This window comes from Nocardia sp. SYP-A9097 (assembly GCF_009649815.1).
Taxonomy (GTDB): domain Bacteria; phylum Actinomycetota; class Actinomycetes; order Mycobacteriales; family Mycobacteriaceae; genus Nocardia.
In genome coordinates this window covers 29,400-54,508 of sequence record NZ_WJIC01000030.1, presented here as the reverse complement: position 1 = coordinate 54,508, position 25,109 = coordinate 29,400, and the positions used below count along the sequence as shown (strand labels likewise).

Annotated in this window: 21 protein-coding genes; 9 read left to right on the top strand and 12 right to left on the bottom strand. The window is 66.6% G+C overall.

Annotation, left to right across the window (positions count from 1 at the left end):
- Positions 1 to 125: 125 nt before the first annotated feature.
- From GFY24_RS34720 to GFY24_RS34705, 4 genes are all read left to right on the top strand, one after another.
- Positions 126 to 1,241 (top strand): folate-binding protein, encoded by a 1,116-nt coding sequence (locus GFY24_RS34720; RefSeq protein ID WP_309231684.1) that lies wholly within the window; start codon positions 126 to 128, stop codon positions 1,239 to 1,241.
- 71 nt (positions 1,242 to 1,312) lie between these two features.
- Complete coding sequence (locus GFY24_RS34715; protein ID WP_309231691.1) at positions 1,313 to 1,990, top strand: MOSC domain-containing protein; 678 nt, start codon at positions 1,313 to 1,315, stop codon at positions 1,988 to 1,990.
- Positions 1,991 to 2,010: 20 nt separating this feature from the next.
- Complete coding sequence (locus GFY24_RS34710) at positions 2,011 to 2,973, top strand: asparaginase (RefSeq protein ID WP_309231690.1); 963 nt, start codon at positions 2,011 to 2,013, stop codon at positions 2,971 to 2,973.
- Between the two features lie 208 nt (positions 2,974 to 3,181).
- The gene (locus GFY24_RS34705) at positions 3,182 to 3,391 is read left to right on the top strand and encodes a DUF3073 domain-containing protein (RefSeq protein WP_153809335.1); all 210 of its coding nucleotides are present in this window, start codon (positions 3,182 to 3,184) and stop codon (positions 3,389 to 3,391) included.
- Positions 3,392 to 3,682: 291 nt separating this feature from the next.
- Here the strand turns inward: GFY24_RS34705 and purM are convergent, their stop codons facing one another.
- The 6 genes from purM to purF all read right to left on the bottom strand — a co-directional run bounded on the left by purM (position 3,683) and on the right by purF (position 12,052).
- Positions 3,683 to 4,762: a phosphoribosylformylglycinamidine cyclo-ligase gene (purM, locus tag GFY24_RS34700; protein ID WP_153809334.1), complete on the bottom strand. Its 1,080-nt coding sequence runs from the start codon at positions 4,760 to 4,762 to the stop codon at positions 3,683 to 3,685.
- A 168-nt stretch (positions 4,763 to 4,930) separates the two neighbouring features.
- Entirely contained in the window at positions 4,931 to 6,601 is a 1,671-nt protein-coding gene (locus tag GFY24_RS34695; protein WP_153809333.1) for an ABC transporter ATP-binding protein, read from the bottom strand.
- Positions 6,594 to 7,589 (bottom strand): ABC transporter permease, encoded by a 996-nt coding sequence (locus GFY24_RS34690; RefSeq protein WP_194853137.1) that lies wholly within the window; start codon positions 7,587 to 7,589, stop codon positions 6,594 to 6,596. Before GFY24_RS34690 ends, GFY24_RS34695 begins: the two co-directional genes overlap by 8 nt.
- Positions 7,589 to 8,611 carry an ABC transporter permease gene (locus GFY24_RS34685; protein ID WP_309231689.1) on the bottom strand — a complete coding sequence of 341 codons (1,023 nt, stop codon included), beginning with the start codon at positions 8,609 to 8,611 and terminating at the stop codon, positions 7,589 to 7,591. Before GFY24_RS34685 ends, GFY24_RS34690 begins: the two co-directional genes overlap by 1 nt.
- Positions 8,611 to 10,152, bottom strand: coding sequence for an ABC transporter substrate-binding protein (locus GFY24_RS34680; protein WP_194853138.1), 1,542 nt, complete (start codon positions 10,150 to 10,152; stop codon positions 8,611 to 8,613). Before GFY24_RS34680 ends, GFY24_RS34685 begins: the two co-directional genes overlap by 1 nt.
- A 334-nt stretch (positions 10,153 to 10,486) precedes the next feature.
- Complete coding sequence (purF, locus tag GFY24_RS34675) at positions 10,487 to 12,052, bottom strand: amidophosphoribosyltransferase (protein ID WP_309231683.1); 1,566 nt, start codon at positions 12,050 to 12,052, stop codon at positions 10,487 to 10,489.
- A 115-nt stretch (positions 12,053 to 12,167) separates the two neighbouring features.
- On the opposite strand from purF, the gene GFY24_RS34670 reads away from it, so the two are divergent.
- Positions 12,168 to 13,502 (top strand): DUF3533 domain-containing protein, encoded by a 1,335-nt coding sequence (locus GFY24_RS34670; RefSeq protein WP_309231682.1) that lies wholly within the window; start codon positions 12,168 to 12,170, stop codon positions 13,500 to 13,502.
- An 88-nt stretch (positions 13,503 to 13,590) separates the two neighbouring features.
- On the opposite strand, the gene GFY24_RS34665 is transcribed toward GFY24_RS34670, so the two are convergent.
- The 3 genes from GFY24_RS34665 to GFY24_RS34655 are packed head-to-tail and all read right to left on the bottom strand — an operon-like array spanning position 13,591 to position 16,530.
- Complete coding sequence (locus tag GFY24_RS34665) at positions 13,591 to 13,977, bottom strand: sterol carrier family protein (protein WP_309231681.1); 387 nt, start codon at positions 13,975 to 13,977, stop codon at positions 13,591 to 13,593.
- Between the two features lie 10 nt (positions 13,978 to 13,987).
- Entirely contained in the window at positions 13,988 to 14,764 is a 777-nt protein-coding gene (locus tag GFY24_RS34660) for a CPBP family intramembrane glutamic endopeptidase (protein ID WP_228566945.1), read from the bottom strand.
- The gene (locus tag GFY24_RS34655; RefSeq protein ID WP_309231680.1) at positions 14,761 to 16,530 is read right to left on the bottom strand and encodes an alpha/beta hydrolase; all 1,770 of its coding nucleotides are present in this window, start codon (positions 16,528 to 16,530) and stop codon (positions 14,761 to 14,763) included. Before GFY24_RS34655 ends, GFY24_RS34660 begins: the two co-directional genes overlap by 4 nt.
- Positions 16,531 to 16,674: 144 nt before the next feature.
- On the opposite strand from GFY24_RS34655, the gene GFY24_RS34650 reads away from it, so the two are divergent.
- Complete coding sequence (locus GFY24_RS34650; RefSeq protein ID WP_153809331.1) at positions 16,675 to 16,965, top strand: YiaA/YiaB family inner membrane protein; 291 nt, start codon at positions 16,675 to 16,677, stop codon at positions 16,963 to 16,965.
- Positions 16,966 to 17,062: 97 nt separating this feature from the next.
- Here the strand turns inward: GFY24_RS34650 and purL are convergent, their stop codons facing one another.
- On the bottom strand, positions 17,063 to 19,357 hold the full coding sequence (purL, locus tag GFY24_RS34645) for a phosphoribosylformylglycinamidine synthase subunit PurL (RefSeq protein WP_309231679.1): 2,295 nt from the start codon (positions 19,355 to 19,357) through the stop codon (positions 17,063 to 17,065).
- Between the two features lie 339 nt (positions 19,358 to 19,696).
- Between purL and GFY24_RS34640 the strand changes: the two genes are divergently transcribed.
- The gene (locus GFY24_RS34640) at positions 19,697 to 20,911 is read left to right on the top strand and encodes a glycosyltransferase 87 family protein (protein ID WP_153809329.1); all 1,215 of its coding nucleotides are present in this window, start codon (positions 19,697 to 19,699) and stop codon (positions 20,909 to 20,911) included.
- Here GFY24_RS34640 and GFY24_RS34635 read toward each other — a convergent pair.
- Positions 20,908 to 22,227 (bottom strand): M18 family aminopeptidase, encoded by a 1,320-nt coding sequence (locus GFY24_RS34635; protein ID WP_153809328.1) that lies wholly within the window; start codon positions 22,225 to 22,227, stop codon positions 20,908 to 20,910. The two genes, GFY24_RS34640 and GFY24_RS34635, sit on opposite strands and share 4 nt — an antisense overlap.
- 214 nt (positions 22,228 to 22,441) lie before the next feature.
- On the opposite strand from GFY24_RS34635, the gene GFY24_RS34630 reads away from it, so the two are divergent.
- Positions 22,442 to 23,506, top strand: a complete 1,065-nt coding sequence (locus GFY24_RS34630) for an ABC transporter substrate-binding protein (protein WP_194853136.1) — start codon at positions 22,442 to 22,444, stop codon at positions 23,504 to 23,506.
- A gap of 30 nt (positions 23,507 to 23,536) precedes the next feature.
- Here GFY24_RS34630 and GFY24_RS34625 read toward each other — a convergent pair whose 3' ends face one another.
- The gene (locus tag GFY24_RS34625; RefSeq protein WP_153809326.1) at positions 23,537 to 23,974 is read right to left on the bottom strand and encodes a MarR family winged helix-turn-helix transcriptional regulator; all 438 of its coding nucleotides are present in this window, start codon (positions 23,972 to 23,974) and stop codon (positions 23,537 to 23,539) included.
- 43 nt (positions 23,975 to 24,017) lie between these two features.
- On the opposite strand from GFY24_RS34625, the gene GFY24_RS34620 reads away from it, so the two are divergent.
- On the top strand, positions 24,018 to 25,106 hold the full coding sequence (locus GFY24_RS34620) for a substrate-binding domain-containing protein (RefSeq protein WP_153809325.1): 1,089 nt from the start codon (positions 24,018 to 24,020) through the stop codon (positions 25,104 to 25,106).
- The last annotated feature ends 3 nt before the right edge of the window (positions 25,107 to 25,109 follow it).

The window sequence follows — 25,109 nt, the reverse complement described above, 5'->3', positions numbered from 1 at the left end:
TCGGTTCTGGAGCGACGGAGGGAGGGAGCGCAGCGACTGACCGGAGGAGTGAAGAACCGAGCCTTCGAGGGCCGCGAACCGCGACGCCGCAGGCGGCGCAAATTAGACACAGCTAGGGTGGGGGTGTGTCCTTCGAGGTAGCACCCAGTCCGATTCTTCAGGTTCCAGGGGCTGTCGCGGGGCCGCCCGAATCACCGGATGCGGCCGTCGCGTGGCATTACGGAGATCCGCTGGGCGAGCAACGCGTCGCCGTCGAGCGCGCGGTCGTCGTGGACAGATCGCATCGGTTCGTGCTGAGCATCACCGGTAAAGAACGGTTGAGCTGGCTCAATACCATCTCCAGTCAGGCCGTCGCCGATCTGGGTGACGGGCAGTCCGCCGAGGATCTGGATCTGGATCTGAACGGCCGCGTACTGCACCACTTCGTGCTCACCGATCTGGACGGCACCCTCTGGATCGATACCGAGGCCTCGCGCGGGCCCGATCTGCTGGCGTTCCTGCGGAAGATGGTGTTCTGGGCGGACGCCAAGCCCGAGGCCGCACCCGATCACGCGGTGCTGAGCCTGCTCGGCCCGCGCGTGCGGGACCTGGTCGAAACCCTGGGTATCGCAACCCTTCCCGATATCTATCAGGCCGTGGCGCTGCCCGGCGGCGGCTTCGTGCGCCGCATGCCCTGGCCCACCGCTGACTCCTTCGACCTGCTCGTCCCCCGCGATCAGCTCACCACCTGGTGGACGCGACTGCGTGCGGCCGGCGCGGAGGCAGCGGGCAGCTGGACTTTCGAGGCGCTGCGGGTGGCGGCGCTGCGCCCGCGCGTCGGTATCGACACCGACGACCGCACCATCCCGCATGAGGCGAATTGGGTGGGCGGTATCGAGGAGCATGGCGCGGTACACCTGAACAAGGGCTGCTACCGCGGCCAGGAGACGGTGGCCCGCGTCCACAATCTGGGCAAGCCGCCTCGCAATCTGGTGCTGCTGCATCTGGACGGCTCCGCGGACTCCCGTCCGGTCACCGGTGATGCCGTGACCGCCGGTGGGCGTGCGGTGGGCGTGCTGGGCACGGTTGTGGACCACTACGAACTCGGTCCCATCGCGCTGGCGCTGGTGAAACGTAATGTCCCGGCGGATACTCCGCTCGAGGTGGGCCCGTGCGCGGCCGCCATCGACCCGGATTCCGTTCCCGCCCATGACGAACCGCAAGCGGGCAGGCTCGCAGTCGAAAGGCTGCGCGGCCGATGAGTGCCGATTCCCGCGCCACTACCGGCCCGGCTGTCGGCACCGTGAGCGATCCCCTAGGCGGCAATGCCGCGGTGGTGGGACGCGTGCTGGCGGTCTGTGTGGTGCGCGCGGAACTCGAAGTACCGACCCGGGTCGGTCGCACCGCGATCGACAAACGTCCGGTGCCGCACCGGGTTCCGGTGCGCGGTCTGGGCCTGGACGGCGATCACGTCTGCGATACCGAGCATCACGGCGGCGTGCACCAGGCCGTCTACGCCTATGCCGAAGAGGACGCCAACGGCTGGTCCGGCCGGCTGGGTCGGGAACTCCCGGCCGGCTGGTTCGGCGAGAACCTGCGCGTCACAGGCATTCCGGTGAGCGATGCCGTGCTCGGCGCGCACTGGGCCATCGGCGACACCGTGCTGGAGGTATCCGCCCCGCGCGTCCCGTGCGCGACCTTCCAGCACTGGTCCGGTGAGCAACAGTGGGTGAAAAGGTTCACCGCACAGTCGAATACGGGTGCGTACCTGCGCGTCCTGACCGAGGGCACGATCGGCGCGGATGACGAGGTACGGGTGGTGCACGTGCCCGCGCACGGCGTCACCGTCCGCGATCTGTTCACCGGCGCGGATATGGCCCGCCTGGAACTGCTCCTGGAATCCGAGCCGACGCTCTCCGATGATGTGCGCATGCAGATCGACCGGCACCGCCGCAGGCACGCCAATGCCGCGCGCGCGGCCGAGCAACGAGAGCAGGAGGCCACCGCATGAGTGCACCAGGAGTTCCGGGCGTGAACGCGGACCTGGTCGAGGTGGTGCGCTCGGGTTTCCGCGAGTGCGTGCATCGCGGGTCGGCGGTCGTGCTGCGCCCCGATGGCGAACCCTTGGTGGGCGTGGGCGCGGTGCACGGCCCGATCTTCCCGCGCTCGACCAATAAGCCGATGCAGGCGCTGACGCTGCTGCGCAATGGTTTCGAACCCGTGGACAGCGCCGAGCTGGCCATCTCGACCGCCTCACATTTCGGTGAATCCGATCACGTGGATCTGGTGCAGCGGCTGCTGGATCGTTTCGGCTTCACCGAGGACGAGCTGGAATGCCCGCCTGATCTTCCCTTCGAGGAGCAGGCGCGGGCTCAGGCGCTGGCCGGTCGTGAGCGCGGTAAGGCGGCCCGGCGGATCTTCATGAACTGTTCGGGCAAGCACGCGGCCATGCTCGCGACCTGCCGGATCAACGGCTGGCCGACGACCGGTTACCTCGATATCGCGCACCCGTTGCAGCAGGCGGTACTGGCCACCATCACCGATGTGACGGGTGAGCCGGAGTCCGATCTCGGGATCGACGGTTGTGGTCTGCCGATCGTGCCGGTGTCCCTGGTGAATCTGGCGCGGGCCTACGCCACGCTGGCGACCGCGCCGGAAAATAGCCCGGAGCGGCGAGTCGCGGACGCGATTCGCGCGCATCCGCGAGTGATTTCCGGCACGGACGGCCCGGATTTCCGAGTCATGTCGGCTACGCCGGGCCTGGTCTGCAAGATCGGCGCGGACGGTGTGCACGCGGGCGCGCTGCCGGATGGTTCGGCCTTCGCGTACAAGATCGATGACGGTTCCGATCGCGCCAGATTGCCGCTGACGCTCGCGCTGTTGCAGCGTATGGGTATCGAGTGGACCGATGAGCACTCGGAATTGGCCGCGCCGGCGGTGCTCGGCGGTGCGGCCCGGGTGGGTGTCATCCGCGCTGTCCCGGGGGTGTTCTAGGCCGCCCCGGCCCCTCGCACCGCCCCGTCCGCGTGGCTCCGCCGGAGCCGCGAATTCCGGTCGCGGGTGGCGCTTCGACGGTTTGTCCCCCACTCCTGGAAGCGAGACCGCCCGACACACGCTAAAGTGTCTGTCAGGAAGATTATTAATTCGAACGGGGCCGCCAAACCACCCCAGGCCGCCCCGCAGTGACATGAGGGGGTCAGCCATGGGCCGTGGCCGGGCTAAGGCAAAGCAGACCAAGGTGGCACGCGAGCTCAAGTACAGCTCCGCGCCGACCGACTTCCAGAGCCTGCAAAAGGAGCTGGGAGGAAGTCCCTCCGAATTGCCGCGGAGTGGTGTGCTTTCCGACGAGCACGATGCGAAGGACTCGCAGTCGAGCTGGGACGAAGACGACTACGACGACTGGCGCCGCTGACTCGGATTTATCGCACGTGAGTAAGGGGCAGGCCGTGACTGGCCTGCCCTTTGACACGTCGATGCGCGCCGAGCTCCGACGACATTGAAGGACCGCTGATACGAGCGTCTCGTCCCTCCAGGACGGGACGCCGATGTGTGTTCTGTACCTGGCGTACCGGAATTCCGCGTACGTGGATTCCGGGCTCGGTGCTCCGAAGGTGGCGGGCGGCAACGACATCCGGCATTCCAGACATACAACAGGGCCCCGATCACTCCGCGGAGTGATCGGGGCCCTGTGCTGTCTATGACGTCAGAAGCGTGGGTGCTCGCCCAGCAGGACGGCGCGCTCGGCGTCGGCGTCCTTGGCCTTCTTGACGGTGCCGAGGGTCCAGCAGTCGATGTGGCGGGCGGTCAGCACCGCGAGGGCGCGGTCGGCGTCCTCGGGGGCCACGATGGCGACCATGCCGACGCCCATATTGAAGGTCTTCTCCATTTCGGCGCGCTCGACGCGGCCGCGCTGTGCGATCAGCTTGAAGACCGGGGCCGGGCTCCAGGTGCCGCGATCCAGTTCGGCGACCAGACCGGCCGGGAGGACGCGGGCCAGGTTGTTGGCCAGGCCGCCGCCGGTGACGTGCGAGAAGGTGCGCACATCGGTTTCGGCGATGAGGGCCAGGCAGTCCTTGGCGTAGATCTTGGTGGGCTCGAGAAGCTCCTCGCCGAGGGTGCGGCCGAACTCTTCCACATGCCCGGAGAGCTGCATGCGGTCGATGTCCAGGAGCACCTTGCGGGCCAGGGAGTAACCGTTGGAGTGCAGACCCGAGGCGCCCATGCCGATGACGACGTCGCCGGGGCGGACGCGGTCGGGGCCGAGGACGGCATCGGCTTCGACCACGCCGACGCCGGTGCCGGAGATGTCGTAGTCGTCCGCGCCCATCAGGCCCGGGTGTTCGGCGGTCTCGCCGCCGAGCAGGGCGCAGCCGGCCAGGATGCAGCCTTCGGCGATGCCGGAGACGATCTGGGCGACGCGCTCGGGGACGACCTTGCCGACGGCGATGTAGTCCTGCAGGAACAGCGGTTCGGCGCCGCACACGACCAGGTCGTCGACGACCATGGCGACCAGGTCCAGGCCGACGGTGTCGTGCTTGTCCATGGCCTGCGCGATGGCGATCTTGGTGCCGACGCCGTCCGTGGAGGAGGCCAGCAGCGGCTCTTTGTATCCGCCCTTCAGCGCGAACAGTCCGGCGAAACCGCCGATCCCACCCTGTACTTCGGGCCGGGAAGCCTTCTTGGCCAGCGGCGCGAACAGCTGCACTGCGCGGTCGCCAGCTTCGATATCCACTCCGGCCGCTGCGTACGAAGCACCAGCGCCACTGGGGGTCTGTTCAGTCATTGTCGGGGAAAGCTCCAAGCCGAATCGACGGATAGATGCCTGCTCACGGTAGCAGTCCCGCCTCTCCGCGTATTTAGCGCACGGCCTGGGAACCGTTGACACTTTCGCACGCGTGGTGCGGTCGGGTGGGACAACAATTTTGGACGTGCCCGACGAGTTACCCCGACCTCACGAGATCAGTTGTCGCCTTTCCGCACGCCTACGGCGCTGCTCTTGGGGGTCCGGGACCGGAACCGCTGCTACCAGGCGGCGGGTGTAGTCCTGGGTGGGGGTGCGCAGGATTTGGTCTCGGGTGCCCTGTTCGACTACTTCGCCGTTGCAGAGGACGGCTACCCGGTCGGCGAGTTGGTCTACGACGGCGAGGTCGTGGCTGATGAAGAGGCAAGCCCAGCCGTATTCGCGTTGCAGGTCGGCGAAGAGTTCGAGGACCTTGGCTTGGACGGAGACGTCGAGGGCGCTGGTCGGTTCGTCGGCTATGAGTAGGTCGGGGTTGAGGACGAGGGCGCGGGCGAGACTGACGCGCTGGCGCTGGCCGCCGGAGAGTTCATGGGGGTAGCGCTTTTCGGTGCCTTCGGAGAGTTGGACATCGTCGAGGAGTTTGCGGACGCGGTCGCGCATGGCCGCGCCATTGGCGGCGCGGTGCACGACGAGGGGTTCGGCCACGCAATCACCGACGGTGAGTCTCGGGTTGAGGGAGGTCGCCGGGTCCTGGAAGACGAAGCCGAGGCGGCGGCGCAGTGGGCGTAGGCGGCGTTCGGACAGTCCGGTCAGTTCGGAGCCGAGTACGCGCACGGATCCGCTTGTGGCGCGCTGTAATCCGGCGGCGCAGCGGCCGATGGTCGATTTGCCGGAGCCGGATTCGCCTACCAGGCCCAGGGTTTCGCCGCGCGCGATGGCGAAGCTGACGCCCTGCACCGCTTTGAAGGTGGATCGGCGCAGGCCACTGGAGAATTCAACGGTCAGATCGGTGATCTCCAGCACCGCTTCGCCGGAATCGGCGGCCGGAGCTTCCCGAGTCGAGGTGCCCAGGTGCGGGACGGCGGCGAGCAGTGCGCGGGTGTACTCCTGGGCAGGGTTGGCGAAAAGGTCGTCCGCCGTGGCCTGTTCGATGACGCGCCCGGCGCGCATGACGACTACGCGGTCGGCCATATCGGCCACCACGCCCATATTGTGCGTGATGAGAATGATGGCGCTGCCGATGCGATCGCGCAGATCCCGTAGCAGTTCCAGGATTTCGGCCTGCACGGTCACGTCGAGGGCGGTGGTGGGTTCGTCGGCGATGATCACCTTGGGTTCGCACGCGATGGCGATGGCGATCATGACGCGTTGTTTCTGTCCGCCGGAGAGTTGATGCGGGTAGTAGTCGACGCGGTGTTCGGGATCGGGCAGCCCGACCATGCGCAGTAGATCGATGGCGCGGGTGCGCGCGGCGATGCGGCTCATTTTCTTATGCGCGCGTAGGGCTTCCATGATCTGGTAGCCGACGGTGAAGAGCGCGTCGAGCGCGGAGCCGGGTTCCTGGAACACCATGGCGATATCGCCGCCGCGCACCGCGGTGAGCTGGCGTTCGCTCATGGAGGTGATCTCGGCGCTGCCGAGGGTGACGCTGCCGCTCACTCGCGCGGTGTCGGGCAGCAGTCCGATGGCGGTGCGGGAGCTCACCGATTTGCCGGAGCCGGATTCACCGACGACGGCGAGGACTTCGCCGGGATACACCTGATAGGAGACGTCGCGGACCGCGTATACGGCGCCGGCGTCGGTGGCGAAGGTGACCGAGAGAGCATCGACCGACAGTGCGGGACTGCGCTTTTCGAGCGGGGGCTCGGTGTGGTCAGGCATCGGTGACCTCCGGTTCCGGTGCGGCTGCGTCCACGCCGCGGCGGGTGCGCAGCAGTGGGTTGAGTACTTCGTTGAGGCTCTCGCCGACCAGGGTCATCCCCAGCACCACGAGAACGATTGCGGCGCCGGGGAATACGCCGGTCCACCAGATGCCGTTGGGTACGTCCTGTAGCGCCTTGTTGAGGTCGAAGCCCCATTCGGCGGCCTGGGTGGGTTCGATACCGAAGCCGAGGAAGCCGAGTCCGGCGAGGGTGAGAATGGCCTCGGCGCCGTTGAGCGTGATGATCACCGGCAGCGACTGGGTGACATTGGCGAAGATGTGCTTGTACAGAATGCGTACGGTGGAGGCTCCACTCACCCGGGCGGCGTCCACATACGGTTCGTTCTTGACCGCCACGGTGGCATTGCGCACCACCCGGAAGTATTGCGGCACAAAGATAACCGTGATGGCGATGGCCGCGGACAGTACGCCGCCGAGCTTGCTGGAGTTACCGCCCGCCACCATGATCGAGACCACGATGGCCAGCAGCAGGGTCGGGAACGCGAACATGGCGTCCATGAACAGCACCAGCACCCGGTCGACCCAGCGGCCGATATAGCCGGAGATCAATCCCAAAGGGACACCGACGAATAGCGACAGCACCAGCGATACGGCGATCACGTACAGCGCGGTGCGCGCGCCGTACAGCACGCGCGAGAGCACATCCTCACCGCGCACCGAGGTGCCGAGCCAATGCTGGGCCGACGGGGCCTGCTGGCGTACGAAATCCACACCGTCGGAAGCGTTCTGGGCGAGTCCGTAGGGTGCGATCCACGGCGCGAGGAGTGCGGCGAGCAGGAATACCGCGATCAGTCCGAGCCCGAATATCAGTGTGGCGCGCTGTAATCCGTGCGTCATGGTGAACAGCTTCAGCCCGGGCAGCCCGCGCCGCCCCGCCACGGCGAGCGGCGGGACGGCCGGATCGGTCACCACTTCCGGAGCGGTCATCAGAACCTCACTCTCGGGTCGATCAGCGCGACGATCAGATCCACCAGGAAACTCATGATCGCGACCACCAGCGCCAGGAATGTGACAATCCCTTGCACCGCAACGAAATCGCGCTGGGTCAGGTACTCGGTGAGCTGATAGCCGAGTCCCTTCCAGTCGAAGGTCCGTTCGGTGAGGATCGCACCGCCGAGCATGGACGCGATGTACATGCCCATGACGGTGACGACGGGAATGAGCGCGTTGCGGAAGGCGTGCCGCCGGGTCACCACGCGCGCGGACAGGCCGCGGGCGCGAGCGGCGTCGACGTAATCACTGCGCAGCGTCTGGATAAGATTGATCCGCACCAGCCGCAGGAATACGCCCGCGGTGAGCAGGCCGAGTGCGATGGCCGGCAGCACAGCGTGTTTGAGCACATCCCAGAGATACCCGGTGTCCCCGTACAGAATCGCGTCGATGAACAGCACATTCGTCTTCGGCGAGACATGTTGCAACGCGAGCTCCACATTGGTGCTGGCCCGTCCGGAGGCGGGCAGCCAGTGCAGTTTCACCGAGAAGATCAGTTTGAGCAGCAGGCCGACGAAGAACACCGGCGCCGCGTAGGCGAGGATGGCGAAGAGTCGCAATCCCGCGTCGGCGGCCGTATCGCGACGGGTGGCGGCATAGCGTCCCAGCGGAATTCCCACGGCGAAGGCCACGATCAGTGCCCAGAACACCAGTTCGAGGGTGGCCGCCCCGTAGGTCGACACCACTTCGGTGATCGCCCGATTGTCTTGGGAGCGGCCGAAATCCCCCTGTGCGAGCTTGCTGATGTAGTCCCAGTACTGGGTGAGGATGGGCCGGTCCAGCCCGGCGGCGTGTTTACGCGCCGCCAGCTGGTCGGCCGGTAGCCGTCCGCCGAGTGCCGCTGTGATCGGATCGCCCACCACCCGCATCAGGAAGAATACGACTGTCACCAGAATCCAGGTGGTGGGCACGATCAGCAGCAGCCGTACCGCCAGGTACCGCAGCAGTTGACCGGAGATCACTTGCTGAGTACTCCGAACCGGAACTTGAACGACGGATCGAGGGTGTTCTCCACACCCGAGACGCTCTTGCCCGCGACGGCGATCTGCTTACCAGAGAGCAGCGGCAGGATCGGGATGAAATCGGCTGCGAGGGAACGCTGTACAGTGGCCAGGGCCGCCATGCGCTTGGCATTGTCGGGTTCGGTCACCTCGGCCAGCAGTTCGGCGTTGATGCGCGGATCCTCGAAGTGCGACTGCAGGAAGTTATTGGTGCCGAAGAACGGGGTCAGGTAGTCGTCGGCGTCCGGGTAGTCCGGGAACCAGCCGAAGTGGAAGATCGGGTAGGTGTCCTTGACCCGTTCCTTCTGATACGAAACCCATTCGGTGGATTGCAGATTCACCTTGAACAGCCCGCTGGCTTCGAGCTGGCTCTTGATGGCGGCGTACTCCTCGGAGGAGGTGCTGCCGTAGTGATCGGTGTTGTACTGGATGTTCAGGTCCACCGGGGTGGTTACACCCGCGTCGGCGAGGAACTTGGCCGCGGCCGCCTTGTTCGGCTTGGCGCCGTAGATGTCCTTGAAGGGTTCGGTCGCGCCCGGAACACCCTGCGGTACAGATGAATACGCGGGTGCGTAGGTGTTCTTGTAGACACCGGTGGATAGCGCCTCACGATCGATCGAGGAGGCCAGGGCCTTGCGCACGGCGAGTTTCTGGGCCGGAGTGCCGCCGGGCATGGTGTTCATATTGAAGATCAGGTAGCGCAGTTCGCCGCCCGGGCCTTCCTTGACCGTCACCTTGTCATTGCCGCGCAGTGATTCGATATCGGTCGGGGCGAGCGAGCGCCAGGCGACGTCGATATCGCCGTTCTGTACATCGATGCGCATATTCTCCGAACCGGCGTAGTACTTGGTGGAGACGGTTTCGGTCTTGGGCTTGCCGAACAGGCCGTCGTAATCCGAATTCGCCTGGTACGACACGAGTTTGTTCTTGTCGTAGCTGGTGATGACGTACGGGCCGGAGAACGGCTTGGCCTTCCATGCCGCGTCGTCGTCGAGGAGTTTGTCCGCCGGGAACACCTTCTCATCGACAATGGGTCCGGCCTGGGTGGGCAGGATGGCCGGGAAGGTCTGGTCGTTGGCGACCTTGAGGGTGAAGTTGACCGTGGTCGGGTTCGGGGCGTCGGTGTGGTCGAGATTGCCGAGCAGGGAGGCCGGACCGTTCGGGTCGTTGATCTTCAGCATGCGGTCGAAGGAGAACTTCACGCTGGTCGCGGTGAGCGGATTGCCGTTGGCGAACTTCAGATTCGGCTTGAGTGTGCAGCTGTACACGGTCGGTGTGGTGAAGCCGCATTTCTCGGCGGCATCGGGTTTCGGAACCGCTTCTCCGGGAGCGAAGTTCATCAGGAACTGGTAGACCTGTGTCTCCACCAGCAGCGATCCGTTGTCATAGGCCGCGGCCGGGTCGAGCGCGAAGATCTTGTCGGTGGTGCCGACCACCAGGCCCGCACCTCCGCTGTCTCCCCCGGTTCGCCCGGACCCACAACCTGCCGCCGCGAGCATGGTGAGGCCCGCCAGCCCCACTGCCGCAATACTTTTCGCGCGCATACCGCCTGCTTTCGAGTCGCGGCGCGCGGGCCGGGTCGCGGCCCCGCCGCGCCGCGGTGGACTTCGTTTGGCTGCGGACAGTATCGGCCGGTTATAACCGGAATGTTGCGAATACGAACAAACTCATCACTTTTGCCTAATGGGCGCGACCAGGCCGATGTCGCAACTGCGACAGCGCAATTCGCGAGCGGTGGCATCGGCGGGCCGCACCGGATATCGCCGCCGGGCGCGAAACACTCGTGCCCGCCCACGAGGATCGCGGACGGGCACGGGTGGTTACGGCTGGTTGCTACGGGCGGCTCAGGGCGCTCGCATTCGCATTGTCCGCCAGCAGTTCCGACTCGGTCGCGCCGGTGAGGACGCTCTCCAGGAGGTTCTTGCCGATGGCCGCCTCGGTGGGCAGTGCGATCGGGTAGTCACCGTCGAAACACGCGCAGCACAGGCGCGAACGCGGCTGCTCGGTGGCGGCGACCATGGCATCGAGGGAGATATAGCCGAGGCTGTCCGCGCCGATGGAGCGACGCACCCCATCCACCATCTCGTCCATGCTGGTGCCTTCGATACCGTCGGGCCCGGCCCCATTGGCGATCAGCTCCGCGCGTGAGGCGAAGTCGATGCCGTAGAAGCACGGCCACTTGACCGGCGGCGAGGCGATCCGCACGTGGATCTCCAAAGCGCCTGCCTCACGCAGCATTCGGATCAGCGCGCGCTGGGTATTGCCGCGCACGATGGAGTCGTCCACCACGATGAGCCGCTTACCGCGGATGACATCCTTCAGCGGATTCAGCTTGAGCCGGATACCGAGCTGGCGAATGGTCTGACTGGGCTGAATGAAGGTGCGGCCGACATAGGCGTTCTTCATCAGGCCCTGGCCGTAGGGCACACCGGAGCCCTGGGCGTAACCCACGGCGGCCGGGGTACCGGACTCCGGCACCGGAATGACCAGGTCCGCCTCGACGGGATGCTCGGCGGCTAGTCGGCGGCCGATCTCCACCCGGGTGGCGTGCACGGAACGACCGGAGATGGTGCTGTCCGGACGCGCCAGGTACACCATTTCGAAGACGCAGCCCTTGGGCGTCGGATTGGCGAAGCGCAGCGAGCGCACCCCGTCCGCGTCGATCGCCAGCAGTTCGCCGGGTTCGATCTCGCGCACGAAGGACGCGCCGACGATATCGAGTGCGGCGGTTTCGCTGGCGACCACCCAGCCACGGTCGAGACGACCCAGGCAGAGCGGGCGCACACCGTGCGGATCGCGCGCGGCGTACAGCGTGTGCTCATCCATGAAGGTGAGGCAGAACGCACCGCGCAGTGTCGGCAGCAGCTCGAGAGCGGCCTGTTCGATGCTCTTGTCGGCGGCCGCGTGCGCGAGCAGCGCGGTCATCACATCCGAATCGGAGGTGGCGGCCATATTGCCCGCGACCCGGCCACTGATCAGACCGAGTTCCCTTGCGCGAGCACTCAATTCGGCGGTATTGACCAGATTTCCATTGTGGCCCAACGCAAGTCCGGAACCGACCGCGGTGGTGCGGAAGATCGGCTGGGCGTTCTCCCAGGTGGTGGAGCCGGTGGTGGAGTAGCGGCAGTGCCCGACAGCGACATGGCCGGGCATGGCCGCGAGAGTTTGTTCATCGAAGACCTGGCTCACCAGGCCCAAATCCTTGAATACCAGAACCTGCGAACCGTCGGAGACGGCGATACCGGCTGCCTCTTGACCGCGATGCTGGAGGGCATACAGCCCGTAGTAAGTGAGCTTGGCCACATCTTCACCCGGGGCCCAGACACCGAAAACACCACACTCTTCGCGGGGTTCGTTTTCGGGCTGATCGGGGGTGGTGTCGGCGGGGGGCAGGGTCACCGTGTTTGCTCCCTGTTCGGCGGGCTGGGGGCAGCACCCATAGTACTGGTAACCGCCGCGCAACCCACCGCTGGGATAACCGGGATGGCAGGGCGTTTGCTGTTAGCGTTCGGGCGTGGCGAGCACCGATACTTCGGCATCGAGTCCGGCCCCGCGGCGACTGACCCCTCTCAGGTGGGCATTTCCCATTCTGGTGGTGACACTGCTGGCCTCGCTGCTCGGCGTGATGTACCTCGATTACATCGTCGATCCCGAGAAGAACCTGCACGACTTCCCCATCGCACTGGTGAATCAGGATGTCGGTGACGACCTCGAAACCGGCAGGCAGATCAAGTATGTGAACTTCGGCGATCAGGTCGCGGCCGGGTTGCGGCAAGCGGTCCCGGCGAATCAGATCGATCTGCGGGTGCTCGGGATCAATGAGGCGCAACTGCAGATGCAGTCGGCGCAGGTGTACGGGACGCTCATCATTCCGAGCGACTTCTCCAAGCGGCTCGGCATTCTCGGTGTGGGCAGCGTGGTGCCCGGGGAGATCAGCAAGCCGGTCATCACCCTGCAGACCAATCCGCGCATGGGAGCCTTCGCCACGGCGATCGTGCAGAAGTTCGGTGCGCAGGCGCTCACCCAGGTGGACACTCAGGTCGGTCAGCAGTTGACCGATCAGGTCAAGACGACTCTGCAACCGCCACCCGGTGGACCGCCCGCACCCGCGCTCTCGGCCGCGACCATGATCACCTTGGCGCAGCCGCTGAATATCGTGGTCGAGGAGTTCCGGCCGCTGCCCGGCGGTTCCGGTGAGGGGCTCACCGCGTTCTTCTACAGCCTGCTGCTTCTGCTGGCCGGCATGGTCGGGGCGATGATCATTCACCAGCTCATCGATTCGGCGCTCGGCTTCCTGCCGACCGAATGGGGTCCCTGGTATGTGCATTACCCGCACACACTGATCTCCCGGGTGCACACGCTGCTGCTGAAATGGGCTGCGGTGGTGGTGATGTCGATAGCGGTCTCGGGTGCGCTGCTCGGCATCGGCGCGGCCCTCGGCATGCCGATCGACCGGCCGCTGCTGCTGTTCCTCTACGGCGCGCTGGTGATCACCGCGGTCGGGGTCACCTGCACCTCGATCCTGGCGGCGGTCGGCACGGCGGGCCTGATCATCAACCTGATCATCTTCATCATCCTGGGCCTGCCCTCCTCCGGCGGCACCGTGCCGATCGAGGCCACACCCAAGTACTTCGGCTGGCTGGCGAAATTCGAGCCCATGCACCAGGTGTTCCTGGGCACCCGCTCGATCCTGTACTTCAACGGCGGTGCGGCAGCAGGACTTTCACGGGGCCTCTGGATGGCGATCCTGGGCCTGGCCGTGGGCCTGATCTTCGGCCTGGCCATCACCCGCTTCTACGACCACAAGGGCCTGGACCGCACACCCGCGACAACCACTGCGGCACAGTAGGTTTCAGCACCGCGCGATAAATCCGACTCCAGTTCGCGCGGCGCGACGGGTTCAAGGCCGCCTTCGGTTCGGAGTCGCACCGCGAATGTCAGAGCGGCACGATGGGTAGCCAGCGCGCCACATCGGCGGCACGACTGCCGGAGGCCGTGAGCGCTCCGGATTCGACGGCAGCCGCGAAATTCAATAGTCCGGTGGCCAGCAATAGCCAAGTGCGCGGATCGGTTTCGACCACATTCGGCGGCGTCCCCCGCGTATGCCGCAACCCCTCGATGCACTGCACCGCCACGAATGGCGGCACCCGCACCTCCACCGCCCCACCCGGTGCGTCCGCCGCCAGCGCCCGCGCCGTCCCCCGCACCGCCGCGGCCAACTCCGCCCGCGCGGGAGCAGCCGCGGTCTCATCCCGCAGCCACTCCCCCACCGCGGCCACCGCCGCCCTGACCTCCCCCGGATTCACCGCTCCACGTCCTGCCACGGAGGTCAGGCTACCGCCGACCCCCGACAAGGAATCCTTCGCCGCGGCGGGCCGCGAATGGGGCGAGCGCGCCCCCGGCGTTGATGGCCAGGTGCAGTAGGGCGGGGGCCGAAGCGCTGCCGGTCCGAAGACGCAGCCGGTCGAAGACCAATCCGGCCGTGGTCGTCACGGCCACGGTGCCGAGGATCGGGTCATCGGCGGATCGGGCGGCCCGAACGTGCGAGAGCCCGAAAGTCAGTGCGCCCAGCCATCTTCCGAGCCTGCCGTAACTCTCCTCGAGCAGCGGGGTGAGGGTGGCGCGGTAGACCAGCTCCTCACTGAAGACGGTGCCGCCGGGAATATGCAGTGCCGCCCATTCCAAGGTGGAGACGGCGGGACCGCGGTGGGCGGATCCGGCCAGTTGGCGGCGGATCGGCGGAATCGCGAGGGCCGCACCGTAACCGGCGACGACCACGCCGCCCGCGACGGCTCCGGCGCGCAGGCCGTGCGCGGATATCCACCTCGGATTGCCTTGGAAGGCAAAGGTATAGGCGAGAGCGAATGCGGTGTTGGCGGCGGTGCGGCCGCGCACATCCAGGTCGAGTGCGGGTAGTACTCGATTGCTCCACACCAGCGGGAGGGCAACGGCCGCTGCGTGGATCCCGGCCGAAAGCATGCCGGAATGACGATGGGATGCGGCGGTACCGGGAGGACGGGGCATGCCGGCCACATCGGAATGACGTTGGGCTGCACCCATATCGGGGCTACCCGGGGCGGCGGCCGGTTGCGCGTGGGTCCGCGTGCTCATTTCACCACTCGCTCGTATTCTTCGGCGAGTTCTATTTGGGTGCGGATCTTTTCGCTGAGGTCGAGGGTCCAGTCGGGGGGTGCGGCTATGGCGGCCCAGCCGTCCAGGACGAGGGAGCCGTAGCGGTGGCCGTGGCCGTCGCTGACGCCCTGGGCATTGGTGAGGTCGGCGGTGACCTGCCAGAAGGTGGCGAAGGGCCACCAGCGCATTTGCGAGGTGACATCGGCGCCGCGCGGTTCGGAGAGCCAATCCGGTTGCGAGAAGATGAGATCCGAGGACCACCAGACGATGGGGTCGGACGGGTGCATGAGGTAGGCGATGCGCGGGCGTCGCCAGTCGGCGGAGGGTTTGTCGAGATCCGGTGCGGTGGCGGCGAATCGGACGACGAGGCCGTCGGCGTAAATGGGGTCGACTTCGCGGGTGCCGGGGTCGCGGCGCGAAACGAACTGCTCCCACAGTCGATTCGAGTTGGGCGGGCCGACCCAGAGCGCGCCGTCGATTTTGGAGCGCAGGTCGGCGAGGCCGTCGAAGGCCGCTTCGGAGCCCCGCGAGCCCAGGCTCTCGCCGTAGACGAGGAGTTTGGGGCGCGCGTTCTCCGGCCGCGCCGACCAGGCCGCGTAGACGGCGTCGAACATTTTGCGTCCGGCCACCGTGACCTTCTGCCGGTCCGCCAGGAAGGACAGCACGCTGGGCAGATACGAGTACTGCGAGGCCAGAATCGCGGTATCGCCGCCGTACATGTACTCCACCGCGGCCGCGCTCATGGAGTTCACCCACCCGGTGCCGGTGGTGGTGACGATGACCAGCACCTTGCGGTCGAAGGCCCCGGTGCGCTGTAGTTCCGCGACGGCCAGCTCCTCCTCGGTGGTGTTCGAGTCGGCGGATTGCAGTCCCACGTACGCCCGAATCGGTTGGCGCGCGGGCTTTCCGGTGACGTCGGAGATGAGCATCGGATCGGGTCCGTGTGAGACGAACCAGCGGCCCTCGGAGCCGAGCGTCTCCCATTTGGCCAGCGACTGCGGACTGCCGGAGCGTTCGGGCCGGGTCGGTTGCACGGCGTAGGGCGTCATCTTGTCATTGCGCACACTGAACGCGGAGTTGGCGACCGCGAAGAATGCCCGCGTGGCAACACCATTGAAGAGCGTGAGGATCAGCACGAACAGCAGCAGCGCCCCGGTGGCGGGTGCGAGCGCGGGCGGTACCCGCACCCAGCGGCTGAGCTGTCGCCCGATGAACCGCACCATTTCGCGCACCGTGCGGAAGACCGCGACCACGAGCGCGCCGACCAGGAAGCTCAATCCGCCGGTGCGCAGGTAGGCGGCGCGGGTGGTGCCCTCCATCCCCATGAGTCCGGTGATCTCGCGCTGCCAGTCGGCCGACAGCACGAGCATGTACGCGGCGGCCAGCGTGCAGGTGAGTACGACGGCCACTTTCACCACGTAGCGCACCCATTCGGGTGGCGTCTCGATCTTCAGTCGCGGCCGAATCCACTTGTGGAACAACCATTGCAGGACACAGCCGACGCCGTATCCGGCGGCCGCGTTGAGTCCGGAGATCAATCCTTGGAACAGCCAGTCGCGCGGTACCAGCGACGGCGTGACCGACCAGGCGAAGAAGAGCGTCGCCACCACCAGCCCGGTGTGATTGAGGTCGACAATGTCCTCGGCGCGCTTGGCGATGCGCGCGGCCCGCCGTCCCCAGCCACGCCGCATGAGCGCGGCGCCGCGCGTGCGCAGCCGCGTCAGGGTCTCGGCGGGGTCAAGCACCCGTCAAGTATGGACGGCGCGGTACGGATTCCGGGGATTCATCGGTGTGAGTGCCACCATGTGAACGGCGTGCTGCTACTACGCATGGCACTCGAGTAGTTGTACGCGGTGCGGCGGCGGCCCGGCTCGACAGACTCGACTGCCATGAGCACCTCCAGCGCACAGACCAAGAGCACCACGGCTTTTCTCGCTCAGGCTGTCATCGCATTCGGAATCAGCTTCTGCGCCATGGGTATCGGCATCGCGCGACTCCCATTGGACTTCTGGCAGCGTGGATTCCTGTTGATGTCCATGCTTTTCCTGGTGAGCAGCTGCTTCACCCTCGCGAAAGTGATTCGCGATCAGTACGAGTCGACGAAGGTGTATTCCCGTATCGACGAGGCCCGCTTGGAAAAGCTGATGGCCGAACATGATCCGTTCAAGGTCGTGTCTTGATTCCCGAACGGCACGAAAACGAGACCACACCGCCGCGCCCGGAACGAGGGGTCCGGGTGCGGCGGGGTGGTTCGGTGTTTCTGTTACGCGCGCTGGGTCAGTGTTCGAAGTGGCCGAACAGTGCGGGCAGCGTGCCTTCGAAGGCGGTGCGCAGTTCGGCCAGGGTGATGGAGAACTGGCCCTGCACCTCGACCGAGTCCGAGCCCTGATCGACCACGCCGATGCGTGCCCACGGCAGGCCGCGCGCATCGCACATCTTGGTGAAGCGGGTCTCCTCCGAGCGCGGGACGGCGACGAGCACGCGTCCGGCGGATTCGGAGAAGAGCGCGACGAACGGGTCCGCGCCCTCGGGAAGCAGGATGCGGCAACCGGTTTCACCGGCGAGCGCGGCCTCGATGACGGTCTGCGCCAGACCACCCTCGGAGAGGTCGTGCGCGGCGCTGATCATGCCGTCGCGGGAACCTGCGGTGAGGATCTCGGACAGCAGCTGTTCGCGGGCGAAGTCGACCTTGGGGGGCAGGCCACCCAGGTGATCGTGTTCGACCTGTGCCCAGATGGAGCCGTCCAGCTCGTCGCGGGTCTCGCCGAGCAGGATGAGCGTCTCGCCGGGCTCGAGGCCCAGGCCGGTCGGGATGCGACGGTGCACGTCGTCGATGACGCCGAGCACGCCGACCACGGGGGTCGGCAGGATGGCGGTCTGGCCGGTCTGGTTGTAGAAGGAGACGTTACCGCCGGTGACCGGAATGCCAAGGGCCACACAGCCATCCGCGAGACCGCGGACGGCCTGCTGGAACTGCCACATGACACCAGGATCCTCCGGCGAACCGAAGTTCAGGCAGTTGGTGACGGCCTTGGGGGTGGCACCGGTGGTGGCGACATTGCGGAACGCCTCCGCGAGCGCGAGCTGCGCGCCGGTGTACGGGTCCAGCTTGGTGTAGCGGCCCGAGGCGTCGGTGGCCAGGGCGATACCGCGACCGGACTCCTCGTCGATGCGGATGACACCGGCGTCGGCGTGCTCGGCGAGCACGGTATTGCCGCGCACGTAGCGGTCGTACTGCTCGGTGATCCACTTGCGCGAGCACAGCTGCGGGCTGGCGATCATCTTCAGCAGGGTGGCGAGGAGTTCGTCGCCGCTCTTCGGACGGTTCAGTGCCGCAGTGGAATCCGCGTTCAGCGCGTCCTGGTCGGCGGGGCGCTGCACGGGGCGCTCGTAGACCGGTCCGTGGTGGGCGACGGTGCGCGGCGGGACGTCGACGACGGTCTCGCCGTGCCAGGTGATCTGCAGGTGCTCGCCGTCGGTGACCTCACCGATGACGGTGGCGGTGGTGTCCCACTTCTTGCAGATCTCCATGAAGCGATCCACATTCTCGGGCGCGACCACGGCGCACATGCGCTCCTGGGATTCGCTCGAAAGGATCTCGGCGGGAGACATATTCGCGGCACGCAGCGGGACCTGATCCAGGTTGATGTGCATACCGCCGGAGCCGGCCGCGGCCAGTTCGGAGGTGGCGCAGGACAGACCGGCACCGCCGAGGTCCTGGATACCGACGACGACACCGGAGTGGTACAGCTCGAGACAGCACTCGATGAGCACCTTCTCGGTGAACGGGTCGCCGACCTGCACGCTGGGGAGTTTCTTACGGCCCGAACCGGATTCGTCACCGGAGAAGGTGTCCGAGGCCAGCACGGAGACGCCGCCGATACCGTCGAGACCGGTGCGCGCACCGAACAGAATGATCTTGTTGCCCTCACCGGAGGCGAAGGCCAGCTTCAGGTCCTCGACCCGCATGACGCCCGCGCAGAGCGCGTTGACGAGCGGATTGCCCTGGTAGGAGGCATCGAATACGGTCTCGCCGCCGATATTCGGCAGGCCGAGCGAGTTGCCGTAACCGCCGACACCGCGCACCACACCGTCGACGACGCGACGGGTGTCCGGGTGGTCGGCCGCACCGAAGCGCAGCTGATCCATGACGGCGATCGGGCGCGCACCCATGGCCATGATGTCGCGGACGATGCCGCCGACGCCGGTGGCCGCACCCTGATACGGCTCCACATAGGAGGGGTGGTTGTGCGATTCGACCTTGAAGGTGACCGCCCAGCCGTCACCGATATCCACCACACCGGCGTTCTCGCCGATACCGGCGAGCATGGAGGAGCGCATCTCCTCGGTGGTGGTCTCACCGAAGTAGCGCAGGTGCACCTTCGAGGACTTGTACGAGCAGTGCTCGGACCACATCACCGAGTACATCGCCAGCTCGGCATCCGTCGGCCGGCGGCCGAGAATCTCCTTGATGCGGGCGTACTCGTCGTCCTTGAGGCCGAGTTCCTTATAGGGCTGCGCAAGCTCCGGGCTGGCCGCGGCGTTGCTGACGGTATCGACGTGGCTGGTCACGGGGAAACCAGAGTCCTTTCGGCCGGGCAGGTCAGAACCGAGAACCGGCATGCTGGATTTCGGCGAGATACTGGTCAGAGTCTAGTTGCCACCCAACACGCCTCCGAACCTGCCTCGGATTCGCCTCGGTGGCAGGCCTGGGATGTCTTCACCGGCAAGGTTCGCGGCCGTCTCGCTTCTGGACTGAGTGGAGCGGAGGAGCGCAGCGGGGGAGCGGAGGGAGGGAAGAAGTGAGACTTCGGGGCCGCGAGCCCGCCGGAGCGAAGCGGAGGCAAAAATCGCAGCTACTCTGTCCCGGTGAATGAACGATCCGGGCTGGCGGATCCGGCGGAGAGGCCCATGAGTGCACCGCGGGATTCTTTGCTGACTCGGCAGCAGATTCGACTGCTGGTTATCGCGGTGGCGCTCTTCGTGGTGTCGGCTCTCGTCAGCTTCTTCGCGCATTTCTGGCACGGGTATATCGATCTACAGGTGTATCGCAACGGTGCGCGGGCCTGGCTGGACGATAAGGATCTGTACGGCCCGATGCCGCCGGTGTACGGGCTCGGATTGCCGTTCACCTATCCGCCTTTGGCGGCCCTGTTCTTCGCGCCACTGGCGCTCATGCCACTGCTCGTGTCCGAGTGGGCGGTGCTGATCGTCTCGATTCTCTCGCTCGGTATCACCCTGTGGGTGGTGCTGGAGCGACTGCGGCCGAGCCTGGCTCGGGTGACGCGGCTGACCATCGTGGTCGGCGCGGTCGGCCTACTGCAATTGCTGGAACCGATTCGGCAGACCTACGGGTTCGGGCAGATCAACCTGGTGCTGATGGCGGCGATCACGCTGGATTGCTTGGCGCGCAAGACTTTCTGGCCGCGCGGCATGCTGATCGGTATCGCGGTGTCGGTGAAGTTGACGCCCGGCGGGTATCTGCTGTTCTTCCTGTTGAAGAGGGATTGGAAGGGCGCGGCGACGCTGGTGCTGTCCACCATCGGTGCGGTGGCGGTGGGTTTCGCGTTCTTCCCGCATGATTCGGTGCAGTACTGGTTCCACACGCTCTCCGATACCGGGCGGATCGGGCCGCCCTGGTACGCGGGCAATCAGTCGCTGAAGGGTTTCGCGTACCGGCTGGGTGTCTCCGATTCGGCGGCGACCCTGCTCTGGGTGGTGCTGTCGGTGCTGGCCGTGGCATTGGCCGCCATTTGGATGAAGCGGCTCATCTCGGTTGGTGCGGACGCGGCAGCGCTCATGGTGAATGCCGGTGCGGTACTGCTGGTTTCCCCGGTGTCGTGGTCGCATCACTGGGTGTGGATCGCGCCGGTGCTGATCGTGGTGGCCGATGCCATCGCCAATGGCCGTCGTAATCGCTTGTTCCTGAGCGCGACCGGTGTGGCCGTCGTGCTGTTCGCCATCGGACCGCAGTGGCTGCTGCCGCACGGCAGTGACCGTGAGCTCACCTGGGCCTGGTGGCAGCAGATCATCGGCAGCAGCTACGTGCTGTTCACCCTGGCCCTGTTCATCGTGGCGGTACTGACCTACCACCCGGAGCCGAAGCGGGCCGAAAGCCCGGTCTAGCGCGGGGCTTCCGGGGTGAGGAAGGCCGCCAGAGCCGCCGCGTAGGCGGGAACGTCTGCCGCGCCCATCATTTCGCGGGCGGAGTGCATGGCGAGTTGGGCGGCGCCGACGTCGACGGTGGGCATGCCGGTGCGGGCTGCCGTCATCGGGCCGATGGTGGAGCCGCAGGGCAGGTCGGCGCGGTGCACGTAACGCTGTAGTGGCACATCGGCTTGCGCGCAGGCCAGGGCGAAGGCGCCCGCGCCGGCCGCGTCGGTGGCGTAGCGCAGGTTCTGGTTGACCTTGAGTACCGGCCCGCCGTTCACCTCGATGCGGTGCATGGGTTCATGCCGGTCCGGGTAGTTGGGATGCGTCGCGTGCGCCATATCGCCGGAGGCGCAGACCGATCCGGCCAGGGCGGCAAGGTATTCGGCGCGACCGCCACCGCGAGTCAGCACGATGCGCTCCAAAACCGTGGGCAGCATCCCGGATTGGGCGCCGCGATCGGATTGGCTGCCGACCTCTTCGTGATCGAACATGGCGAGCACGGGTACGGCCGCGCCGGGTTCGGTGACGGCGGAGAGGAAGGCGCGCAATCCGGCATAGCAGGTGCCCTGATTGTCCAGTCGCGGTGCGCTGATCAGGTCCAGGTCGCGGCCGATCGGCTTGGAGGGCACCAGATCATGCGTCATGAGTTCCCAGCCGAGCACCGCGCTCGCCTCGATACCGGAGCGTTCGGCGATGAAGGCCATGAAGGATCGCGGTTCGCCGCCGATCCCCCACACCGCGTTCACATGCCGTTGCGGGTCCAGGGTGACCCCGTGCCGATCCTCGGAGAGGTGGATGGCCAGCTGCGGTACCCGCAGGATCGGTTCGTCGATGCGAATCAGTCGCTCCCGCACCACATTTCCGTCGCGCACCGAGAGCCGCCCGGAGATGCCGAGGTCGCGGTCCAGCCAGGAATTGAGCCAGGCCCCGCCGTACGGTTCCAGGCCGACCATCTGCCAGCCCGCGACCGCGGTGTCCGGATGCTGTTTGACCCGCAGGTTCGGGCTGTCCGTATGCGCGCCGACGACCCGGAAGGGAGTGGCCTGCCCGGTGCGAAAACCGGTGGGCGCGCCCGGTCCACCGTCGGCCCAGGCGACCAGGGATCCACTGCGCACCACGTAGTAGCGGCCCGCGCTGCTGGACGGCCAGGGCGCGGACTCCGATAACCGGGTGAAGCCGTGGTCGTCGAGTTCGGCGGCGACGGTGCGGCACACATGGAACGGCGACGGGGAGGCGTCGATGAATTCGCACAGTCCGGCGGCGGTCGCGGTGGTCTCGGCAACTGGCATGACAGCGATCCTAAGCATTCGATATTCGGTTCTGCCGACGGCCGCCCTATCCGCCTGCCTGCTCGGTGTGGCGGCCGCCGCGGTTCCGCCCGGTACTCGGATTGGACTGGGAAATAGCAGATTTCGCGGAAAGTATTCGCCGGGGCGCGCCTACAATCGAACGCACGATCCTGGAGCCGGGGCTGTCCACCCCGCGGCGGGAGGGGTGCTCGCGATGACGGCCGCGAATCCTTCGGGTGCGAGATTCGAGATCCTGCATATCGCGCCCCGGCAGGGTCACGCCGGTGTGTACGGGCCCTCCTGTGAGGCGCTCGCGGAGCTCGCACTCCGGGAAGTCAACGCGCACGGCGGCGTACTGGGTCGCGAACTCTGCCTGACCATGGTGGACGGCGGTGCCGAACCCGGCCGGCTGGGCGCGGAGGTGTCGGCGCTGCTGGCCACCGGCATGGTGCAGGCCGTGACCGGTAGTCCCAATGCGGCCGGGCGCGGGCCGGTCATGCGCGCGGCGGCCGGGCGCGCGGTGCCGTGCGTCTTCGGTATCGGACATGACGGTATGGCTCCGTCGCAATCGGGCACCTTCATGATCGGCGAGCATCCGGGCGCGCTCACCTACGCGACCATGCGCTGGCTGTATCGCGAATACGGCCTGCGTAATTGGGCCATTGTGACCACCGACTATCGGTGGACGCTGCGCATGACGGCGCGGTTGCGCAGGCGCGTGGCCGCACCGCATCGGGTGCTGGCCGAGTTCGTGCTGCCGATGGGGGTGTACGAGTTCACCGGCGTGCTCACCGATCCGCGCCTGGACGCGGCGGATGGGGTGTTGCTGTTCCTGTTTCCGGGCGACGCGGTGCGTTTCAATCGGGCGTTCACCGAGTCGGGGCGGGCGCGGTACCAGGTCCGGCTGGGTCCGTCCTTCGATGAGAACATCCTGCTCGCAGGGGGTCCGGCGGCGAACCGGAATGTGTTCGTGGCATCGAGCACGCTGCTGGATCCGGCCCAGGATCGGGAACTGCGCGACCGGTATCTGCGCACCCGCAATGACTTCGCGCCCGCGATCGGGCGCTTCGCGTACGGCTCCTACCTGTCCGTACAGGCGCTCCGAACGATGGTGGAAGCCGTTGGCGCACCGTCGATTCCGGGCATCCACGCGGCGCTGAGCGAGCGCTCGGTGCTCGCCGGACCGGGCGGGGAGTTCCGGTTCTGGGACGATCAGATCCTGCGCCCGGTGCGCATCGCGCATGCGGACGGCGTCGATCTCACCCTGCTCACCGGCTAGGGCACGCGCGAATTCGGTTGTGCGGCACGGCTATTGCGGAAAGGGTGCGTCCGAGACGCGTTCCAGCAGGCGCAGCAGTTCCCGATAGTCGCCGCCACCGAGGCGGCGGCGTAGCTCGCCCTCGGCGCGCATCTCCTCGGCCCGCACCTCGCCCACCAGTTCCACGCCGCGGCGGCTCAGGCCGATGAGAATGCGGCGGCGATCATCGGCGGCGGCGACCCGGAAGATGAGTCCGCGTTCGGCCAGATGGTCGGCGTGCCGGGTGGCGGAGGAGGGCGGAAGTTGCGCGCGGGCGGCCAGTTCACTCATGGTGATGCCGGAATCGGAGGAGAGATTGGTCAGCATGCACCATTGGTCGGCGGTCAGCCGTCTGGCGCACAGCGCGGCGTCGAGGTGACGAAGCCAACTGCGTTCCGCGGCACGCAGCGCCCCATGCAGTGTGGAAATCCCACCTAGAATTGTCGCCATATTCCCGCCCGTCAATTTCACTTGAACGAGGAGAGGGTATCCGATGACCTCGTTCCGCGGGAGCCCCGAGAACAGTATCGAGATCCTGAACATAGTGCCGCTACAAGGGCCCGGCGGTATCTTCGCACCCTCCTGCGAGGCCGCCATTTCATTGGCCGTCGAAGAAATCAACAGCGGCACAGGAATTCTCGGCCGGGAATTGCGTGCCACCCACATTGACGGCGGGCGCGAACCCGGTGAGGTGGCCCTGGAAGTTTCCGCGCTGCTGGCCACGGGAATGGTGCACGCCATCACCGGATGGCACACCTCGGCGGTGCGGCGGGCGGTGACGCGGGCGAATACGGGGCGGGTGCCGTACCTGTTCGCCACCGATCACGAGGGGATGGATGATTCGCCGCCGGGATTGTTCCTGGTGGGTTCGGATCCGGGGCGGCAGTTGCTGCCCGCTTTGCGCTGGTTGCGGCGGGAGTTCGGGGCGCGGCGGTGGGCGATCATCGGCAATGACTATGTGTGGCCGCGGCGGACCGCGGCGGTGGTGCGGGCGGAGTTGGGTGAGCGCGGGGCATTGTCGCTGGAACAGTTTCTCCCATTCGAGAAGTTCGTACCATTTGGCGCCGATTTCGAGGAGTTCCTGAGCGATCCGCGATTGGATCGCGCGGACGGGGTGATCGTGCTGCTGGTGGGTGCGGACGTCGCGCGCTTTAACCGACAATTCGCCCGAATCGGGCGCGATGAACGGCAATTGCGGGTCAGCCCCGCCGTGGACGACAACGTGTTGCTCGCGGGTGGCACGGCGGCCAACCGCAATCTGTACGTACCGTCGAGCTTCTTCGTGAACGGTCCCGCGAATCGCGAACGCGCCGAACGCTATCGGCGACTACACGGCGACTTCGCACCCAAGCTCACCAACTTCAGCAATACCGAGTACGAGGCCATCCGCACGCTCCGCGCCATGGCCGGAGCCGCGGGGTCACTGGACGTGCGCCGCCTGCACGCCGTCGTCGACGAGCTGCACTCACTCGAAACACCTACCGGTGCAATAGGTTTCGACGGCAATCAGGTGCTGTTCCCGAGCTACATCGCCCGCGCCGAGGGCGTCGAGTTCGAAGTCCTCGACCGCATCTGCGCCTGATCC

Excerpts from the sequence above, each read along its gene's own strand:
- GFY24_RS34650 (WP_153809331.1), top strand. The coding sequence starts at position 16,675 with ATGAGCACCTCCAGCGCACAGACCAAGAGCACCACGGCTTTTCTCGCT.
- GFY24_RS34690 (WP_194853137.1), bottom strand. The coding sequence starts at position 7,589 with ATGACCGCTCCGGAAGTGGTGACCGATCCGGCCGTCCCGCCGCTCGCC.
- GFY24_RS34705 (WP_153809335.1), top strand. The coding sequence starts at position 3,182 with ATGGGCCGTGGCCGGGCTAAGGCAAAGCAGACCAAGGTGGCACGCGAG.
- GFY24_RS34625 (WP_153809326.1), bottom strand. The coding sequence starts at position 23,974 with ATGGCGACAATTCTAGGTGGGATTTCCACACTGCATGGGGCGCTGCGT.
- GFY24_RS34635 (WP_153809328.1), bottom strand. The coding sequence starts at position 22,227 with ATGCCAGTTGCCGAGACCACCGCGACCGCCGCCGGACTGTGCGAATTC.
- GFY24_RS34630 (WP_194853136.1), top strand. The coding sequence starts at position 22,442 with ATGACGGCCGCGAATCCTTCGGGTGCGAGATTCGAGATCCTGCATATC.
- GFY24_RS34695 (WP_153809333.1), bottom strand. The coding sequence starts at position 6,601 with ATGCCTGACCACACCGAGCCCCCGCTCGAAAAGCGCAGTCCCGCACTG.
- GFY24_RS34640 (WP_153809329.1), top strand. The coding sequence starts at position 19,697 with ATGAGTGCACCGCGGGATTCTTTGCTGACTCGGCAGCAGATTCGACTG.
- GFY24_RS34680 (WP_194853138.1), bottom strand. The coding sequence starts at position 10,152 with ATGCTCGCGGCGGCAGGTTGTGGGTCCGGGCGAACCGGGGGAGACAGC.
- purM (WP_153809334.1), bottom strand. The coding sequence starts at position 4,762 with ATGACTGAACAGACCCCCAGTGGCGCTGGTGCTTCGTACGCAGCGGCC.
- GFY24_RS34620 (WP_153809325.1), top strand. The coding sequence starts at position 24,018 with ATGACCTCGTTCCGCGGGAGCCCCGAGAACAGTATCGAGATCCTGAAC.
- GFY24_RS34660 (WP_228566945.1), bottom strand. The coding sequence starts at position 14,764 with ATGAGCACGCGGACCCACGCGCAACCGGCCGCCGCCCCGGGTAGCCCC.